The organism is Peribacillus sp. YIM B13477 (genome assembly GCF_042787955.1).
Classification (GTDB): domain Bacteria; phylum Bacillota; class Bacilli; order Bacillales; family DSM-1321; genus Peribacillus; species Peribacillus frigoritolerans.
This window is the reverse complement of sequence record NZ_JBHZPD010000002.1, coordinates 877808-896884: the sequence shown is the minus strand read 5'-3', so window position 1 is coordinate 896884 and position 19077 is coordinate 877808. Positions and strand designations below refer to the sequence as shown.

Genomic DNA, 19077 nt, shown 5'->3' with positions numbered 1-19077 from the left:
AATCATGTATTATCTATATCTATTTATTTCATCAGGATTCAATCGTTTCGCTTCGAAATAAAATACTTGAATAAACTTTTTTGTATTTACCCGGGTAGGTGTAAGAACTATTTTTGAATCATTTTGCAGTTCTTTCATCTTTTGGCGAACGACTGTGAAATCGAAAAATTTGGAAGCGTAATTTTCAAACTTCGGATTCGAAAAATCCGTTAAACCTAGCGAAGCGAAATGATTTAACGAATGGTTAATCGTTCTGCGTATTCTCTGTTCGGCAGCTTTTATTTCCCGATTGATATCAACCGGCAGAGCTGCTGTTCCGAGCTTTTTTTTGGTGATTTCTACAAAGATTTCTTTAAGGGTGGGGAATTGCTTTCCAAATGTAAAAGTCCGTTCATACATAAATAAATACTGAAGCATTTCCATTAAATCTTTTGAGCCATTTTCTCCAACGACCCCTAATTCCGATAAAAGGAATTCACCCACCTCCCTTATACTTTTTTCATTAAAGCTATTGGAATTATCAACTTTTGGCTGTTCAAAGCTCAATACACTATTTAAAGAGGCTTGGATATTAGTGATCGATCTTTCTAAATGGATGCGTTCCATAACTTTTCGAATGACTGTCAATATCTCAATCCGATTGATTGGTTTAGTAATATAATAATCGATTCCAAGTGAGTATGCCTCGCCAATCAACTCTTTGGATTCAACCTGCGAAATCATTATTATTTTCCCGTTAAATGTACTTTTTATATGGCGAAGTGTCTCAATGCCATCCCGGATGGGCATTAATAAATCAATAAATAATATATCAATTTGTTTTAAATTCAAAATATGTCCTTCTAATAGACTGCCATCTTCCGCTTCCTCCACCACTTCACCTAAATCTTCGTTTTCTATAATTTGGCTTAGGTTTGAACGTATGGCACAATCATCATCTGTTATAAAAAAACGCATGGAATCACCCTTTCTGAATCAACTTCTGGATTGGTAACTTTATTGAAAAAACAGCGCCATTAAAACTATTCTCAAATAGGATATCCCCTCCCAGTTCTTTCACGACTTCTTTAACATATGAGAGTCCAATCCCTGTTGAAGGTGTCCCGAACTGATCATACTTTGATGTGAAACCAGGTTTGAATATGACAGTCTGATATTTTTGAGGAATTCCAGGTCCGGTATCAGCAACTTTAAATTCTACATTGTCACTAATTTCAAACAAACTTAAACGGACGATTCCCTTTTCTTTAATTGCTTCCACTGCATTGGCGACTAAATTATTGAAAAGAGATAACACGGTATATACATGATAAGGTGAATCGTTTTTTCCTTCCAATGAGTATTCAAATTGAATGTCTTTTCCTAATGATAAGGCATATTTTTCATTAATTCGGATAATTAAATAAAAAAGTTCAGCAGCATTCATATAATCTTTAAAACTCTCATTGGAGATCAATTTGGAGAGACCAGCAAAAATCCTTTGATTATCTTTCTTGACTTCATGCATTTCACCCGCGATGCGTAATGCTTTTTGACTATATGGCTCTGTAAGATCATGAAGTTGCTTTTCCCTTTTTTCCAATGCTTTTAATTCGCGATACAAATCATATGATTTCTTTGTAATATTCTCAGCATTTTTTAATGTTTTTTTTAAATGAATCGTTTCCTCGTATAAATTGGAAATGAGCATCAGCATATGTTCATTTTGTTTTCTGATTTGCCTCTCCCTTGATTGTGCTTCATAAAGTTTCATCATATTAAAAAAGCTCAAAACGATAAAACTGTGGCCGAATGCGATCACGATCATCTCATTTAGTGAACCAAACGTAATCGTTGTTTCCAACACAATATATTGAAAGATTAATTCTACGGAGTCGGACAATATTTCGATAATGAGACCAATAAATCCAATAATCAAAGTTCGGCTTTGAAAGCGGTTGATTTTCGCAAAATAGAATAGAACGGAATAGGTAAAATAAAAGAAAAAACTAGGATAATGAGCGTGAAAAGCGGAAATCCAGGAGAAATTATCCTGCATGAAAAAGTCGATTAGAATGCGAAATATCACAACCATTGTTCCTGTCAAGATGCCCGAAAATATGGCAGGCGTTTTTTGTAATAATAGTAAAAAGAAGAAAAATGCAGGCACACCAAAACTTACCCGAAACGTCTCATTGAAAGGATAAAAACTCAATTCGCCTGCTAATGGCACTGTTAACAACATCAAAGCAAGGACATAGACCTCTTTTTTCATTAATGAACTGAGATACAAGTCATCACCTCCTAATTTGTTTAAAAAATCAGTATACAGTTTCATCGGCTTCAATACAACGCTTACTTTGTTCCTGAATAGAACGGCTTATAATCAATTATGGCGAAACCAATTTTTTTTTCTATCCACAAAAAATGGTAACGGGACATGTGAGATGATCACGTTTTTTAGTGGATTTTTATTTTTTAGATTTTGTAGGTTTTCGTATGATTATGTAGTTCCCAATTTAAAATTAATGGCAGAAAGAAATTTTTGAAAGCGCTTAACAATTTTTAGAATATTCATTATTTTTTCATCGAATCTATTACATGTAAGCTTGATGGCATTCGGTAAAACGTTCATATAGAAAATATAATGATACAACAACTGAAGAGGTGGAAGAATGTGATTGAAGAATTGTCAAAAGAGTATGACATTCACGTTAATAGTCAAAGAAAATCCGACTTAGATGAATGGGTAGCACATTACAGATCCTTTGCCATTGAAGGACAAACCGCTAATTATATACCGGCATTGAGAAATGCACATTTATCGCAATTGGGCATTACCATACTGGAGCCGGGTGGAACAATGATCAAGTCAGGGGATTGGGATGTTCCTTTCACGCTGCAAAGTATTTCAAAAGTGCTTAGCTTTATTGCCGCATGTCTGGGTCGCGGCATTTCTTATGTGTTAGATAGGGTCGATGTGGAACCGACAGGAGATGCTTTCAATTCAATTATTCGTTTAGAAATGCATAAGCCGGGAAAGCCGTTCAATCCTATGATAAATGCCGGGGCGATTACCGTAGCTTCGCTTCTCCCAGGGGATTCTTCACATAAGAAATTGGAATTTCTCTATGAGCTATTTGAAAATTTGTTAGGGAAGCGCCCGACCATCAATGAGGAAGTGTATCAATCTGAGTGGCAAACCTCTCATAGAAATAGAGCTTTGGCTCACTATTTGAAAGAGACTAATTATTTGGAATCGGAAGTAGAGGAAGCTTTAGAGGTTTACCTCATGCAATGTTCCATAGAAGTGACCACAGAAGACATAGCCCTGCTTGGACTGATTCTCGCTCAAGATGGTTACCATCCCGTTCGTAAAGAACAAGTAATCCCTAAAAAAGTGGCTAAGCTGGCCAAAGCATTGATGCTTACTTGCGGTATGTACAATGCTTCGGGGAAATTTGCGGCATTTATTGGGGTGCCGGCCAAAAGTGGAGTATCTGGCGGGATTATGGCACTAGTTCCTCCAAGTGCCAGAAGCGAAATGCCTTTTCAAGATGGATGCGGCATTGGTATTTATGGACCAGCCATCGATGAATATGGGAATAGCGTAGCAGGCAGTTTGTTATTGAAACAAATGGCACAAGAATGGGATTTAAGTATTTTCTGAAATGCGGAAAAATTTGGTTCCGGTGTAATTAATAGAAGCAATAAGGGGACATCCTTAAGATTTCCTCATCCATTTTCAAACTTTTACAAGAGGTGATGTAAATGCAGCAATTACTTTAAGATGTAATTGGACGCACTAGCACAAATCATTAATCCAGTTACTTTTAAATGTAAAGAATAATTTTGGAAAGCATGGTGAAAAATGTATGAATAATATGCAGCGAAAGATGGGGACATTTTCGTTAATGATGGTAGGACTCGGGTCAATTATTGGCTCAGGTTGGTTATTCGGAGCTTGGAGAGCGGCACAGATTGCAGGACCCGCTGCCATTATCTCTTGGATTATCGGGATGGTTGTTATTTTATTTATCGCACTATCTTACAGTGAATTAGGGTCTATGTTTCCTGAAGCTGGGGGAATGGTAAAATACACGCAGTACTCTCATGGGTCTTTTTTAGGGTTTATTGCAGGCTGGGCAAACTGGATTGCAATCGTTTCCGTAATTCCAGTTGAAGCGATTGCTTCTGTTCAATATATGAGCTCATGGCCATGGGAATGGGCACGCTGGACACACGGTTTAGTAGAAAATGGAAGTCTTACTGGGGGAGGCTTGGCAATTGCCTCTGTATTGCTGATCGTCTACTTTTTATTAAATTACTGGACAGTCAGTTTGTTTTCGAAAGCTAATTCATTCATTACAGTCTTTAAGATTATTATTCCAGGACTTACGATTGGCTCACTTTTATTTGCCGGGTTTCATGCATCCAATTTTACATCTGCAGGAAGTATCGCTCCTAATGGTTGGGCAAGTGTACTTACTGCTGTAGCAACTTCTGGTATCATCTTTGCATTTAACGGTTTTCAAAGTCCAATTAACATGGCTGGTGAGGCAAAAAATCCTGGACGTTCGATACCAATTGCAGTAATTGGCTCCATTTTAATTGCAACGGTCATCTACGTATTATTACAGGTTGCGTTTATTGGAGCCGTTGACCCGTCCATGATTGTGAATGGATGGCAACATTTGAATTTCAATTCACCGTTTGCTGACTTAGCAATTGTTTTAGGCATAAACTGGTTGGTTATTTTACTATACGTAGATGCTTTTATTTCTCCTTCGGGGACAGGAATAACATACACGGCGACAACGTCACGAATGCTTTATGGAATGGAAAAGAATAAATATTTACCAAGCGTGTTTGGAAAACTGCATCCTCTTTATGGTATCCCGCGTCAAGCCATGTTTTTTAATCTAGGCGTATCTTTCTTATTTTTATTCATGTTTAGAGGCTGGGGCGTATTGGCAGAGGTTATTTCAGTTGCAACGTTAGTCTCTTATATTACAGGTCCAGTTACTGTTATGACATTAAGACGCACAGGTCAGAACTTGTACAGACCATTACGTCTAAAAGGATTAAGCATCATTGCACCACTGGGCTTTGTTTTTGCTTCTTTGGTTCTATATTGGGCAAGATGGCCGCTGACAGGTCAAGTATTATTTATCATTATGGCTGGTCTTCCCGTTTATTTCTATTATCAATCAAAAATAAAATGGAAGGGATTCCGCCAAAACTTTTCAGCAGGGCTTTGGATGGTTGTTTACTTACTCTGTATGATGACCATTTCATACTTAGGCAGTGAAAGGTTTGGTGGACTAAACATAATCCCATTTGGTTTGGATATGGTCATCATTACATGTTTATCACTAATGTTTTATAGTTGGGCAATAAAGAGTGGTTTCCAAACGGAATATTTGGAACAAGGACAAAAAGTAAATGATGACTTGAGATCGATGGAGAACAACGTTGCAGCTCAAACTGATAAAAAGAACGCTGTATAAATGATGAAGCCTATTCGATTGGCATGCTCAATAAGCCATTCGTGAATGACTTCGAAAGTGCTTCTATATTTATATATAGATGAGGATTCAAAAAGGGGACGGCAAATTTAATTTGCTGTCCCTTTTTTTGGAGTTTTAGAAAAGGCTGTTATTTTTTATTTCACACCTGGTTTATCGTCATATCCGGCAGTGAAGATAGCGGCTAAAAATGTTACAGCAACTCCAACGATAATAACTGTGCCCATGTTGTGACCTCCCTTTACCCATATTGTCCCACTTAAGTATAGGCTTAGTATACCCTAATTTTTAGCAGGAGTGCACACAAATTTTCTTGTCAGCATATTTGTCATCAATTCTCAATGATTAAGCCCTTTTCGATACATGGAGAGTCAAGGGGGATTCGAAACAATGTCCGTCCACTTTTTAAAGTCTGACATGTTTGTCAGACTTGGAGCATAGATTTAAGTATTCTCTGAAAGTGACAGGGGGAGGTTCCTTAATGGATATTTTAAAGAAAATCGAAAAATTTAGAGAAGATGAACAGAAGCTGAAGTGGGAAGGCACCTTCGCAGAGTACTTAGAAATATTGAAAGAAACGCCTTTAGTTGCTCAATCTGCTCATTCACGTGTATACAACATGATCAGAGATGCAGGGATAGAAGAAGTAAATGGGACAAAGAAATACAATTTTTTCAGCGGTCAGTTATTTGGCCTAGAAGATTCACTGGAAAGGCTCATCGAGGAATATTTCCATCCGGCAGCAAAGCGGCTGGATGTCCGTAAGCGGATATTGCTTCTCATGGGTCCGGTGTCAGGTGGGAAGTCCACACTCGTTTCTTTACTGAAGCGTGGACTTGAAAATTATTCGTTAAAAGACTCTGGTGCGATTTATGCAATAAAAGGATGCCCGATGCATGAAGATCCACTGCATCTCATTCCGCAGTATTTACGGGATGATTTCTTTGAAGAATATGGCATCAGGATTGAAGGAAATCTTTCGCCGCTGAATGTAATGAGGTTAGAACAGGAGTATGGAAGCAGGATTGAAGATGTTATGGTCGAACGTATTTTCCTTTCGGAGGATAAGCGTGTTGGAATTGGAACATTCAGTCCTTCTGATCCTAAGTCACAGGATATTGCTGATTTGACGGGCAGCATCGATTTTTCGACCATTGCCGAATACGGTTCTGAATCAGATCCGCGTGCCTATCGCTTTGATGGCGAGCTGAACAAGGCGAACCGCGGGATGATGGAGTTCCAGGAGATGCTGAAATGTGATGAGAAATTCTTATGGCATTTGCTATCATTGACACAAGAGGGGAATTTTAAAGCTGGCCGTTTTGCATTGATCAGTGCAGATGAACTCATTGTGGCTCATACGAATGAAACGGAGTATAAAGCGTTCATTTCCAACAAGAAAAATGAAGCATTGCATTCCCGTATCATTGTCATGCCTATTCCATATAACTTGAAGGTTACCGAGGAAGAGAAGATTTATGAAAAAATGATTCGTGAAAGTGATGTCTCGGATGTTCATATAGCCCCGCATACATTAAGGGTGGCGGCAATCTTCAGCATCATGACCCGCCTGAAAGATCCCAAAAAGGGCGATATCGATTTAGTGAAAAAGATGAGGCTTTATGATGGGGAAAATGTTGAAGGATTTAATTCCGCAGACATCAATGAATTGAAAAAAGAATATCAGGACGAAGGCATGAGCGGAATCGACCCGCGTTACGTAATTAACCGGATTTCCTCTACGATCATACGTAAGGAGAATCCGTCCATTAATGCATTGGATGTACTTATGTCATTAAAAGCAGGTCTTGACCAGCATCCGTCCATTACGAACGAACTCCGGGAGCGGTATTTAAATTTCATTTCACTGGCACGTAAAGAATACGATGCCATTGCAAAAAATGAAGTGCAAAAAGCTTTTGTATATTCATATGAAGAGTCGGCGAAAATCCTCATGGATAATTATCTGGATAATGTCGAAGCATACTGCAATAAATCAAGGCTGCGCGATCCATTGACTGGAGAAGAAATCAACCCAGATGAAAAATTGATGCGCTCGATAGAAGAGCAAATTGGAATTTCCGAGAATGCAAAAAAAGCATTCCGCGAAGAAATATTGATTCGAATTTCAGCATATGCCCGTAAAGGGAAGCGATTTGATTATAATTCCCACGATCGTTTACGGGAAGCGATCCAGAAAAAACTATTCGCTGATTTGAAGGATGTCGTTAAGATCACCACTTCAACGAAGACACCAGACGAAAGGCAACTGAAGAAAGTGAACGAGGTCATCACGAGACTTATAGACGAGCACGGATATAATTCGACTTCAGCCAATGATTTGCTGCGCTATGTGGGCAGCTTGTTAAATCGGTAATCCATAATTTTTTGCTCCTGCCCCCTATCGGGCAGGGGTTTATTACCGTTTACGGAAGGTTGGATGAATGAAAGGTGGATTAGAGGAAATCCAGGACTTCTATTGAAATCATGAATCTTTTTAAAACGTTGATTATAGTAGGCATGGGAGATTATAACCCAACAAAGCACCAGGCCCTTCTGAATGAAGGAAACCCGGTGCTATTGATTTCTATTTAGTTACATTCAAGCCATACTGTTCAATAAGTGTAATAAGTTGATTCGGTGATAGTTTTTCTTCGCTATGGTCAATTTTAATTTCCCCATCATCAACATCGATGATCGCACGTTCCACTCCTTCCGTTTTCAAAAGTATGGACTCCAGATTTAAAATAGGGCCTTCTGACGTTGCTTCCTTTACATAAAGGGTAGTTGTTTGCATAGATCTTGCACCTCCTTACATTTGCTCATAATGTTTTATCTATACCCCATATTTCCATTAGATATGTTACGTTTCGGATTTGGTAATATTGGGTATCTATAAGTAGAGGTGATGGCAAATGAGCAAAGAGGAACTGAAAAAAGAACATGTACCGGAAAATAGCTCCATGGCTAAGGATTATGAAGAGATGAAAGAACTTGGAAAGCAGATGGAAAATCAAAGGACGAATGAAGAATTGAAAGAGTGGGATAAACGCCCAGGTACAGTTCAACATGAAATAGAGGAAGAGAAGGATTGACGAATACCACAACCAGAATCATTCTATCTGTGTAAAAGGGGTGTCCAGAAAAACTGCTGGGACACCCTTTTTGTTGTGTTCCATTGCTTTCTTTAAAATGTCCTGGGAGTCTTTTGCTGCTCCATTACTTCTGGCTTAAAGCGATCCTATTACCGATGAATGAAAAAACGAACAGACCTGAAAATCATCAGGTCTGTTCGTTTTGTTATATTCCTTATTTAGAAATAACCTTAAAGGGCTTTAACGGCCCTGTCAGGACTTGTCTAGTTCATGGGCAAACATCCATTATTAATTTTGTTGTAAATTATCCTGCGTCGCTGCATAAGATAGAGTAATACTTTTCTTTTCATCCGTTTTTTCGCACTGTATTTTTCAATGGAAAACCGGAATGATGTGGGCATTCCCACACTAACTTATTATATGAAGGAATGATGAAAAGCGTGCAAACATTTTTAAGGGGGGAAGAGAATGTCGGAAGAGAGTAATCAACAGTATGTAATCTCACAGGAAAATTGGACCCTCCATCGGAAAGGCTATGATGATCAACAACGCCATCAGGAAAAGGTGCAGGAAGCGATCAAGAATAATTTGCCTGATCTAATTTCAGAAGAAAGCATCGTAATGTCCAATGGCCGGGATGTCATCAAGATCCCCATTCGCTCCTTGGATGAATACAAAATTCGTTATAACTATGATAAGAACAAACATGTAGGGCAAGGCGATGGAGACAGTAAAGTGGGGGATGTAGTCGCAAGGGATGGCTCACCGTCCGATGCCGGAGCCGGTAAGGGCCAAGGTGCAGGTGACAAGGCCGGCGAGGATTATTATGAAGCCGAAGTGTCGATGATGGAATTGGAGGAGGCCCTGTTCAGTCAACTGGAACTCCCTAATCTTCAGAAGAAAGAACATGCGGAGCACACTCTTGAACATATTGAATTCAACGACATTCGCAAGACAGGCCTAATGGGAAATATCGATAAAAAGAAAACGATGATATCCGCTTTCAAACGGAACGCCTTAAGGGGGCACCCCGGTTTTCACCCTATTTATAAGGAAGACTTTAAATTCAAAACCTGGAATGAGGTTCAGAAACCTGATTCCAAAGCAGTTGTACTGGCAATGATGGATACTTCCGGAAGTATGGGGTTATGGGAAAAATATATGGCTCGAAGCTTTTTCTTTTGGATGAACCGTTTCTTGCGGACAAAATATGAGACCGTGGAAATCGAGTTCATTGCCCATCATACAGAAGCGAAAGTCGTTCCGGAAGAGGATTTCTTTTCAAAAGGGGAAAGCGGCGGTACGATTTGTTCGTCCGTATACCGAAAAGCATTAGAACTTATTGATCATAAATATGACCCTGCGAAGTTTAATATCTATCCGTTTCACTTTTCCGATGGTGATAACCTAACATCCGATAACGTCCGATGCGTTAAGCTTGTTGAAGAACTCATGAAGGTTTCCAATATGTTCGGATACGGGGAAGTCAATCAATACAATCGCCATTCGACATTGATGACAGCTTATAAGAACATCGATAATGAAAAATTCAGGTACTATATCCTTAAGCAAAAGGCTGATGTTTTCCATGCAATGAAGAGCTTTTTTAAAGATGAGGAAAGTAAGAAGTATGCTTAAAATAGGAAGAGTGGAGAGTAATTTTTTTTCAATTCAATATAGTTGAAGGTAAAAAGGCGTACGGTTCACATCGGACTACTTTTTCGGAATATTCAGTTTTATCTCGTGTTAAGGAAATACACAAAGGCCATTGCTCAACATTAAGCAATGGCTTTTTCGCATGCACATCATTCGGATATTGAGCGAGGGTCAAAGAATGTAAATGAGTTATCGGAATCACTTTGTACTTTACCCCAATGATAATGATCCGTAATATGCAGCAAATAAACTTACCTCTTCTAAGCCTAGGTCATTTCTTTTTCTCCAAATGGAGAAGGTGAAACTTTCTTATCTGACAGAGTTTGAGGTTGATAATTTTTACTAAAGATAAGGGAGCCGCGAAATGACCTAAGCGAGAAGCGAGAACGCCATATATTCCTTCTCTATTTAAACCAAAGACTTTAAACCAAAGACCACTCTCTACTTATTCGAAATTAAAATCACGGAATGGGAACATGTCGTACCGTTATTAGTGGCTGGTATGTAAATGGCCCCGGTACAATACCGGGGCCATTGCCGTTTAGAACCTTTTATACCTTTACTGGCTTTATTGAGTCGTTACATATTCATTATTTCCTGCACGCATTCCAACAATGAAAATAAGTGCCGATATAGCGGCCAACATCAGTAAGGGAAGAGTCCAGCTGTGTGTAATGTCATGAAGCAATCCGAATAATACCGGTCCAATGGCAGCTAAAAGGTACCCGAATGATTGTGCCATTCCTGATAATTCCGTCGCTTCATGGGTGCTTTGTGTTCGAAGACTAAAGAACATCATCGATAAACTGAATATGGTTCCGACTCCAATCCCAATCAATATCATGCATACTGGGATGAAGAGAGTGCTTCCGGATAATATTCCGAATATCCCTGATATAAGGAAGATGACAGGCGGGACCACTAACAGACGCTGACTTTGTAAGCGTCCAGCTAAAATTGGCACAAGGAATGTTATGGGAATGACTGCAAGCTGCATGATGGAAAGCATCCAGCCAGCTTCATCAGCATTCAGGCCTTTTTGCTCCAGGATTTCAGGCATCCAGGTAATTACTGTATAGAAAATAAACGATTGCAAACCCATGAAGAATGTAATCTGCCAGGCTAAACCAGAACGCCATAAGTTAATCTTTTTATCCTTTTGCGCCGTTTGTACATCCTTACCTGAGTTGAATGGCCGTCTTAATTGCGGCATCCATAAGAAAACTGTAATAAGTGATAAAATCCCCCAACATCCAAGGGCACCAGCCCATCCCAATCCGGATGAAGAAGCAAGGGGATTGCTGATCCCAGAACCTATTGCGCCGCATAAATTCATGGAAACAGCATAGGTTCCTGTCATCAAACCGATGTTCCTGGCAAAGTTATGTTTAATCAGACTGGGTAACAAAACATTGCCTATTGCAATGGCTAACCCGATTAAAATGGTCCCTATGAACAATGTCGGCACTCCGCCAACTGAGCGTATCCCAATTCCGATCGTTAATAATACCAAGGAAAGGAAAAGTGTAAGCTCCATTCCAAAACGCCGTGCTATCCTAGGTGCAAACGGTGATAATAAAGCGAAGGAAAGCAAAGGCAATGTCGTTAATGAACCTGATAATGTATTGGAAATCCCCAAGTTATCACGGATCGAAGTGACAAGGGGTCCAACCGATGTTAAGGGAGCCCTCAGATTTGCCCCAAGAAGAATGATTCCGATGATGAGCAGTCCTAATCTGGGTTTAATATCCACTTTTCTTTGTTCTAGTTGATTTGCCGCTTGATGAATGCCCATAATCTCCTCCTTACTTACTCTAAAGATTTTTTGAATTGTGCAATGTATTCATTCACTGTTTCGATTGCCCGGTTCACATCTTGTTCGATGATGGCATCCACAAGTTTGCAATGAATGTTCAAATGAAAGTTCACATCAGAACTCATCTCCACTATCTGATGGATGGATTCATGCAGGGAGTGTTCCATATGTTCGTACAAATCAATCAATAAATCATTATGTGATGAAACCATAATCGATTTATGTAACTGTATATCCGCTTCTTCGTAGGCCTTGATATCCTTTGCTTCGGCAGCTCTACAGCAGGCTGATATATGAAACCGCAATTGTTCTATATCTTCTTGATTACGTCTTAATGCCGCCAACTGAGCTCCTTCTCTTTCAAGGGCATGACGGACCTCTAACGTTTCTAATATACTTGACTGCTGGATCCTTCTTTCAAATGCTGCCCCCAGGGCACTTGATGACCTTACGAATGTCCCCTTTCCTTGTTTCGTTACTAAAAGCCCTGCGTAAACAAGTGATCGTACAGCTTCCCTTAATGTATTTCTGCTTACATCGAACTGTTGGATCAAATCCATTTCAGGGGGAATTTGATTTCCTATTTTCCATTCACCTGATACGATTAACGATTCGATTTGGGAAACCACCTGCTCCACAAGTGATAAGCGATTTGTTTTGGATATGGTCAAGATATACACCTCTAATTTGTAGGATGATTGGTTCATTGGTTATCTTAACATATGTATGTTGAAAATGGGTATAAGGAGTATTTTAAATCCAAATTTGTTTCCTTTTTATTCTTTAGAAAAAATTGCAGTCGATTTCAGAAATCCGCTCCCTTTCCGCCGACTGTCTGCCAAGCCTCCTCAGCGCAAGCGCCTGCGGGGTCTCGACTAGCCAGTTATTCGGCAGGAGTGTCGCAAATTTCTTCAATCCAATAAGGATTACAGGAAAAAGCATGAAGGATAAACTAATCTTAAACATGCTTCGGGATGAGGCCAACTCTCAGTTTTTCTTTGAAAAAATTGCAGTCGATTTCAGAAATCCGCTCCCTTTCCGCCGACTGTCTGCCAAGCCTCCTCGGCGCAAGCGCCTGCGGGGTCTCGACTAGCCAGTTATTCGGCAGGAGTGTCGCAAATTTCTTCAATCCAATAAGGATTACAGGAAAAAGCATGAAGGATAAACTAATCTTAAACATGCTTCGGGATGAGGCCAACTCTCAGTTTTTCTTTGAAAAAATTGCAGTCGATTTCAGAAATCCGCTCCCTTTCCGCCGACTGTCTGCCAAGCCTCCTCGGCGCAAGCGCCTGCGGGGTCTCGACTAGCCAGTTATTCGGCAGGAGTGTCGCAAATTTCTTCAATCCAATAAGGATTACAGGAAAAAGCATGAAGGATAAACTAATCTTAAACATGCTTCGGGATGAGGCCAACTCTCAGTTTTTCTTTGAAAAAATTGCAGTCGATTTCAGAAATCCGCTCCCTTTCCGCCGACTGTCTGCCAAGCCTCCACGGCGCAAGCGCCTGCGGGGTCTCGGCTAGCCAGTTATTCGGCGGGGGTGTCGCAAATTTCTTCAATCCAAAGGCATCCTCAAAGGGGTAACCCAAGTTTGTTTTGAAATCATGGTTAGGGGTGAGACCATATCTATTGATGCAACCTTCAGACTATAGACAAATTTAAACTAAACGCCAGGTGGTCTATAGTTTTAAAACAACATTCCAGTTGATTGGAGCGGGTGTTCGAGACTCCTGCGGGAAAAGCGAGTACAAGGGAGACCCCGCAGGCGCAAAGGCGCCGAGGGGACTTCCGGACCGCCCGCGGTAAGCGAGTTTCTTGAGTGGAAATCAACGTCCAATCTGTACTGACACTAAAAAGACTGAAGGCAAACCCGACTTTCATCGAGTTTGCTTTCAGTCTGAAATCCCTAATAAAATACAGGGGGGATAAAATTTCTATTTTTTTTGTTTGACAATAAATGAGAGAAGGATGAATATCACTAACGTGACAAGACATACTGTAGTCCCGATGAAGTTTTGCTTATTAAAGAGAAATGCCAAAAAGATAATGCTTAAAGCCGTGATGGCTAATATAGTTGTATATGGGTACCATTTTACCCGGAATCCTGGTTTGCTAGTGTATTGCTTACGCAGTTTCAATTGCGCGGAACAAATACTGATCCACAATAATAAAACCGTGAATCCAGGAATGGCCATAAGGTAGCTTAAAATCAGGTCGGGATACAAATAGGATAAAAACACACCAGCCAATATGCATAATGTAGTTAAAAATATACCATTAAGCGGAATACCCTTTTTCGTTGTTTTTAAAAATGCCTTGGGCGCTTCCCCGTTCTGGGAAAGAGTGAACAGTGTCCTTGAGGTAGCGTATATGCCTGAATTTGCAGCTGATAAGACAGCGGTTAAAAGAACGAAATTCATGATATCGGCGGCTCCGGGAAGCCCCGATAAGCTGAAAACCTGAACGAAAGGACTTACTTCATTGCTTACATGGTTCCAAGGTATTACTCCACAAATGATAAGTATCGGCAAGACATAGAAAAGAATCACCCGCCATACTGTTCCTTTTATGATTTTTGGTATGACTCGCTGACTATCTTTTGTTTCCGTGACGGCTACACCAATTAATTCTGCACCCCCGTATGAAAACATGACCACTAAAAGTGCACTTAACATTCCGTCAATTCCTTGAGGAAAAAAACCGCCATGTTCCGTGTAATTAGAAAATGAAGCCGAACTAGGAAAAAGTCCTAGCATGATCAAAGCTCCTAAAATGATAAAAGCAATTAAGGTTATTATTTTAATTCCTGCGAACCAAAATTCGAGTTCTCCATAGTATTTTACTTGAAACAAATTAATTCCTATTATTACTGAAGCGCAAAGTATGCTTAATAGCCATAATGGTACTGTAGGAAACCAATATTGTAGAAAACTGCCGGCTGCGACTATTTCTACAATGATTACGATAATCCAATTGAACCAATAGAGCCATCCGACAATGAATGATAGTTGAAACCCAAAAGCTTTATTAATGAGATGTTGGACGTTCATATTAGGAAAAGCGGTTGCCATCTCCCCTAGTGCGGCCATTACAATGAATAACAATAGCCCCCCTATTAAATAGGCTATCACAACACTTGGGCCTGCCATATTTAATGTATCGGAACTCCCCTTAAAAATCCCCGTTCCTATCATTCCGGCTAAAGCAATGAACTGGACATGCCTCGGCAATAGGCCCTTTTTTAGATCTTGATGAGTCTTCTCCATTATATTCATGCCTTTCTTTCACAATTTTAATAAAATAGTCTATCAGTAAAACTTAAAAGTTTCTTCTATTATTGAACGCTTTCACGTACTAAAGTACTATATTAATATATCATGAATCGGAAAAAAGTCAATTTAGGCCGGTAAACGGGAATGGGTTTCCAACCGGCGAAGAAGGTTACCTAAAAATATTGGATTTTATGAAATGATTCAAAGAAAAAAACTGCTAGGTGATTTTTTAGGGATGAATTGGCAATTCTTCATTCTTTAAAATACATATTGAAAAGAGAGAAATATAATTCTGTTTAATTGCATTATTACTGGCATTTGTTTCTTAGTATATAAGTTGATTGAATCAGTTTCAGTCCTTAATAGTCGTGGTCGCTTAGTTTATCCTGTCAGGATTGTTACAGCCAGCATTTGGGGGCTGCGGGGGCCAGGGTTATGGAACATACTGCAGAATTACAAAAAACCGACCTTTCAAGGTCGGTTTTTCTTTAATATAAGGTAAGAAGCGGGAAACTATCCGTTCCCATATGAATAGGGGAGCGGCGCCTGTAGGTATTCGGTTTCTTGTTTCGGTTCAATTTCGCTTAAAAATTGCAAATAACCGGTATATACCTGCGATGCCATACCTACATAGTGCAATTCAGTGTGGATGATTCCTTTCCGTGGTGAATGGAGCAAATACATTTTTTCATCCCTCCTTTCTAAAAGGATGGCCAGTTAGTACAACGATATTTATTAGGAAAAGACTCCTATTACTAAAAAATGGATGCATCAGGTTCAAAGGCTTCTGCAGTTCTTTCTTCTAACACCATGCGCAGTCCATTCTTGGGTCTTAGTGTAAGGGAGGGAAGGGGGGTCACTTCATGGTGGTCAGGTGCAAGCTTTATCCTATACCGCTTTGCAATGCAGGCCAGGACAAACACCGCTTCCATCATGGCAAAGTGATTGCCAATACAAACCCGCGGCCCTCCGCCAAATGGAAAGTAAGCGAACGCAGGCAGGCTTTTCATAAAGTTATTTTCAAATCGCTCAGGGATAAATGATTCCGGTTGATCAAAATACTCTGGGTTATGCTGCATCACATAAGAACTTATTAGAATCATATCGCCTTTTTTAAAGCGATATCCTCCTATTGTGACATCCTCCGCCACATCACGGGATAAGATATACAGTGGCGGGTAAAAGCGAAGTGTTTCATGAATGATATTTTGAGTGTATTGTAATTTCATGAAATCTTCAGGCCTGGGTGTCCGTTGACCGATTATGCTATTGACTTCATTGAAAAGCTTAGCTTGAATTTCCGGATGCTTCGAAATTGCATACAGTGCCCAGGAAAGAGCATTTGCTGTCGTTTCATGACCGGCCAGAAAAATAGTCATTAATTCATCACGCACCTGATGGCTTGTCATGCCTAACCCGTCGTCGGCATCACGGGCGTCCATCAAGATCCCTAGCATGTCTTCATGTTTTACTGTGTCGTTCTTCCGTTTTTCAATAATGCCGTAAATCACTTTATCAAGCCTTTGTATCGCCTTTTTATATTCACGGTTGATTTTAGTCGGTACCCATAATGGCATACGGAAAATCTTTCTCATCCTTTTGACTGTTATTCTCAATGCAGTTTCCAGAGGTTTCCCAACGATTTCATATCCATCCTTGAATTCCATGCTGAACATGGTCTTGCTGATTATCCCGAGAGTGATGTCCATCATATCCTTCGTTATAATCCGTTCATCATCATGTTGCCAAGTTGATATATAATCCATTGTGATATCAATCATATCCTTGGCGTATTGGCTAATATGAGTCTTTTTGAAAGAGGGTTGGATAAGCCTTCTCTGTCGCATATGAAAGTCTTTTTCACTTGTAAGCAGGCCTTCACCGATAAGCGGTTTTAAAAGATTGAAGTCCTTGGATTTGACGAAAGATTGTTGTTTTGTTACGAGTATTTGTTTTATTAAATCAGGATTTAAAACGTGATAAACAGTTTGGAATGGTCCTAAACGGAATTTAGCGACTTCCCCATATTCCTTGGACAATCGGGTCAGGAACCCAATGGGATCTGTTTGGAACTCTTTTGTATGTCCGGAAACCAGCCTTCCTTTTGGAACCTTTGGAGAAGTGCGGAAGACATCATCAGCATGGCTCAATGAAGTTTTTCCCCTTTCTTTAAAATACTTACATGTAATCATTGTATGAGGATAAGCTAAATCGGTTTGGACAAGTCGTAAAAGAAAGGGCGGATAATTCTATTGAAGAAATAAAGTTACAGCGAAAAAACTCTGGATGAATATAGCCAGAGTTTTTCATGAGAGCTTTAGATTAATGAAGGGGGATTCAATTCAATTTCTTTCATCATCGCCCCCATGTTGGAAACGATCATTTTTTTCATTGATGGGCCCGCCAAATTGTGCATTGATTTCCTTAACCACTTGTTCTAAAAATTCATCAGATATTATTGGGTTATTGGCTTTATTGTGCATGTGTTTCTCTACAATCCTTTCTGGATATCGTGTTTGGGAACATTCATGAAGGATACGTTATCAACATAACCTCACTTATAGAAAACTATTCTTTCTCTGTTCAACTTTTTCTGCTGTAACATTTTACGGAAGAATAAACAGTTATATTTTACTTAGAGGATTATGGTAAGTGGATCATGTTACAACCAAAGGGGTCAATCCGATGTGGAAATGGCCCAATCACCTCTTTTTGGTAATTGGGCATGGTCTATATTAACTTCATTAAGGAAACAACTGCCTTAAATATTTTATTAGCTGATCACGAAGTTCAGGTCGTTTCATGGCGAAATCTATTGAAGCTTGAAGGAAGCCGAATTTATCTCCTACGTCATAACGATTTCCCTCGATGATATACGAATATAATGGTTCCTTTTCTAACAAAAGGTCTAAAGCTTCGGTAAGCTGGATCTCCCCCTTACGATCAGGCTGTACGTTTTCAAGGATTTCAAAAATCGCAGGTGATAAAATATATCGGCCAATTATCGCCTGTGTTGATGGTGCATCCTCCACTTTTGGCTTTTCCACCAAGTTTCTTACCAGAAATAAATCCTCATATCGTTCTTGGAAGTTTACGATCCCATACTTGGAGACATCGGCTGGTGACACTTCCTTACATCCGATAATGCTCGCTCGAACCTTGTTATACCGTTCCATTAACTGCTTCAAGGCTGGAACCTGGCTATCCACGATATCATCCCCTAACAGGACGGCAAAAGGTTCGTCTCCGATAAAGGTTTTGGCACATAAAACTGCATGACCCAGACCTAAAGGTTCCTTTTGCCTTACATAGTGGATATCGACCATGTTGGAAATGTTCTCCACGATCTTAAGCAGATCATTTTGACCTTTCATTTGCAGAAGCATTTCAAGCTCAATCGATTTATCGAAATGATCTTCGATGGCACGTTTGTTTTTACCCGTAACGATGATAATATCCGTAATCCCTGATTGTACCGCTTCTTCGATAATATATTGAATGGTCGGCTTATCGACAATCGGCAGCATTTCCTTTGGTTGAGCTTTCGTAGCAGGCAAAAATCGTGTTCCTAAACCGGCTGCTGGAATCACCGCTTTCCTTATCATAGCCCAGCCCCTTTTTAAGGTTCTTTTATATGCTTATTGCATTTTATGTGGTCATTGGTTGACCTATATCAAAATAGGTTAAAATAAATCCCTTAAAAAGAATAGATTTACCTTCAAAGCCAAATATT

19 protein-coding genes are annotated in these 19077 nt (G+C 39.7%); 5 read left to right on the top strand and 14 right to left on the bottom strand.

Going from position 1 to position 19077, the window contains the following annotated elements; all coding sequences use genetic code 11:
- Positions 1–9 precede the first annotated feature (9 nt).
- Entirely contained in the window at positions 10–957 is a 948-nt protein-coding gene (locus tag ACFX4H_RS11050; protein WP_377435210.1) for a response regulator, read from the bottom strand.
- A gap of 4 nt (positions 958–961) precedes the next feature.
- Positions 962–2224, bottom strand: coding sequence for a sensor histidine kinase (locus ACFX4H_RS11045; RefSeq protein WP_034315597.1), 1263 nt, complete (start codon positions 2222–2224; stop codon positions 962–964).
- 435 nt (positions 2225–2659) lie between these two features.
- Between ACFX4H_RS11045 and ACFX4H_RS11040 the strand changes: the two genes are divergently transcribed.
- The 3 genes from ACFX4H_RS11040 to ACFX4H_RS11030 all read left to right on the top strand — a co-directional run bounded on the left by ACFX4H_RS11040 (position 2660) and on the right by ACFX4H_RS11030 (position 7884).
- A complete protein-coding gene (locus tag ACFX4H_RS11040) occupies positions 2660–3649 on the top strand; it encodes a glutaminase (RefSeq protein WP_134783190.1) in 990 nt (329 codons plus the stop codon).
- Positions 3650–3854: 205 nt separating this feature from the next.
- A complete protein-coding gene (locus ACFX4H_RS11035; RefSeq protein ID WP_053533903.1) occupies positions 3855–5489 on the top strand; it encodes a glutamate/serine transporter AimA in 1635 nt (544 codons plus the stop codon).
- Positions 5490–5988: 499 nt separating this feature from the next.
- A complete protein-coding gene (locus tag ACFX4H_RS11030) occupies positions 5989–7884 on the top strand; it encodes a PrkA family serine protein kinase (RefSeq protein WP_034315159.1) in 1896 nt (631 codons plus the stop codon).
- A 210-nt stretch (positions 7885–8094) separates the two neighbouring features.
- Here ACFX4H_RS11030 and ACFX4H_RS11025 read toward each other — a convergent pair whose 3' ends face one another.
- Positions 8095–8304 (bottom strand): metal ABC transporter ATPase, encoded by a 210-nt coding sequence (locus tag ACFX4H_RS11025; protein WP_034315156.1) that lies wholly within the window; start codon positions 8302–8304, stop codon positions 8095–8097.
- Positions 8305–8422: 118 nt separating this feature from the next.
- On the opposite strand from ACFX4H_RS11025, the gene ACFX4H_RS11020 reads away from it, so the two are divergent.
- Both ACFX4H_RS11020 and yhbH read left to right on the top strand, forming a co-directional pair.
- Positions 8423–8602 carry a hypothetical protein gene (locus ACFX4H_RS11020; protein ID WP_034315155.1) on the top strand — a complete coding sequence of 60 codons (180 nt, stop codon included), beginning with the start codon at positions 8423–8425 and terminating at the stop codon, positions 8600–8602.
- 468 nt (positions 8603–9070) lie between these two features.
- Complete coding sequence (gene yhbH, locus ACFX4H_RS11015; RefSeq protein ID WP_063592001.1) at positions 9071–10240, top strand: sporulation protein YhbH; 1170 nt, start codon at positions 9071–9073, stop codon at positions 10238–10240.
- 586 nt (positions 10241–10826) lie between these two features.
- On the opposite strand, the gene ACFX4H_RS11010 is transcribed toward yhbH, so the two are convergent.
- From ACFX4H_RS11010 to galU, 11 genes are all read right to left on the bottom strand, one after another.
- Positions 10827–12053 (bottom strand): CynX/NimT family MFS transporter, encoded by a 1227-nt coding sequence (locus ACFX4H_RS11010; protein ID WP_377435209.1) that lies wholly within the window; start codon positions 12051–12053, stop codon positions 10827–10829.
- 14 nt (positions 12054–12067) lie between these two features.
- A complete protein-coding gene (locus ACFX4H_RS11005) occupies positions 12068–12745 on the bottom strand; it encodes a FadR/GntR family transcriptional regulator (RefSeq protein ID WP_328138455.1) in 678 nt (225 codons plus the stop codon).
- 112 nt (positions 12746–12857) lie between these two features.
- Entirely contained in the window at positions 12858–13040 is a 183-nt protein-coding gene (locus ACFX4H_RS11000) for a hypothetical protein (RefSeq protein WP_377435207.1), read from the bottom strand.
- Entirely contained in the window at positions 13033–13254 is a 222-nt protein-coding gene (locus ACFX4H_RS10995; RefSeq protein ID WP_377435206.1) for a hypothetical protein, read from the bottom strand. Before ACFX4H_RS10995 ends, ACFX4H_RS11000 begins: the two co-directional genes overlap by 8 nt.
- Positions 13247–13468, bottom strand: a complete 222-nt coding sequence (locus ACFX4H_RS10990; protein ID WP_377435206.1) for a hypothetical protein — start codon at positions 13466–13468, stop codon at positions 13247–13249. Before ACFX4H_RS10990 ends, ACFX4H_RS10995 begins: the two co-directional genes overlap by 8 nt.
- Positions 13461–13631: a hypothetical protein gene (locus ACFX4H_RS10985; RefSeq protein ID WP_241636964.1), complete on the bottom strand. Its 171-nt coding sequence runs from the start codon at positions 13629–13631 to the stop codon at positions 13461–13463. Before ACFX4H_RS10985 ends, ACFX4H_RS10990 begins: the two co-directional genes overlap by 8 nt.
- A gap of 375 nt (positions 13632–14006) precedes the next feature.
- The gene (locus tag ACFX4H_RS10980) at positions 14007–15338 is read right to left on the bottom strand and encodes an amino acid permease (protein WP_377435205.1); all 1332 of its coding nucleotides are present in this window, start codon (positions 15336–15338) and stop codon (positions 14007–14009) included.
- 519 nt (positions 15339–15857) lie between these two features.
- Complete coding sequence (locus ACFX4H_RS10975) at positions 15858–16028, bottom strand: hypothetical protein (RefSeq protein WP_174878759.1); 171 nt, start codon at positions 16026–16028, stop codon at positions 15858–15860.
- Between the two features lie 71 nt (positions 16029–16099).
- On the bottom strand, positions 16100–17494 hold the full coding sequence (locus tag ACFX4H_RS10970) for a cytochrome P450 (RefSeq protein ID WP_377435203.1): 1395 nt from the start codon (positions 17492–17494) through the stop codon (positions 16100–16102).
- A gap of 192 nt (positions 17495–17686) precedes the next feature.
- A complete protein-coding gene (locus ACFX4H_RS10965; RefSeq protein WP_134402173.1) occupies positions 17687–17827 on the bottom strand; it encodes a hypothetical protein in 141 nt (46 codons plus the stop codon).
- Between the two features lie 261 nt (positions 17828–18088).
- Positions 18089–18949 (bottom strand): UTP--glucose-1-phosphate uridylyltransferase GalU, encoded by an 861-nt coding sequence (galU, locus tag ACFX4H_RS10960; protein ID WP_034315138.1) that lies wholly within the window; start codon positions 18947–18949, stop codon positions 18089–18091.
- Positions 18950–19077 lie beyond the last annotated feature (128 nt).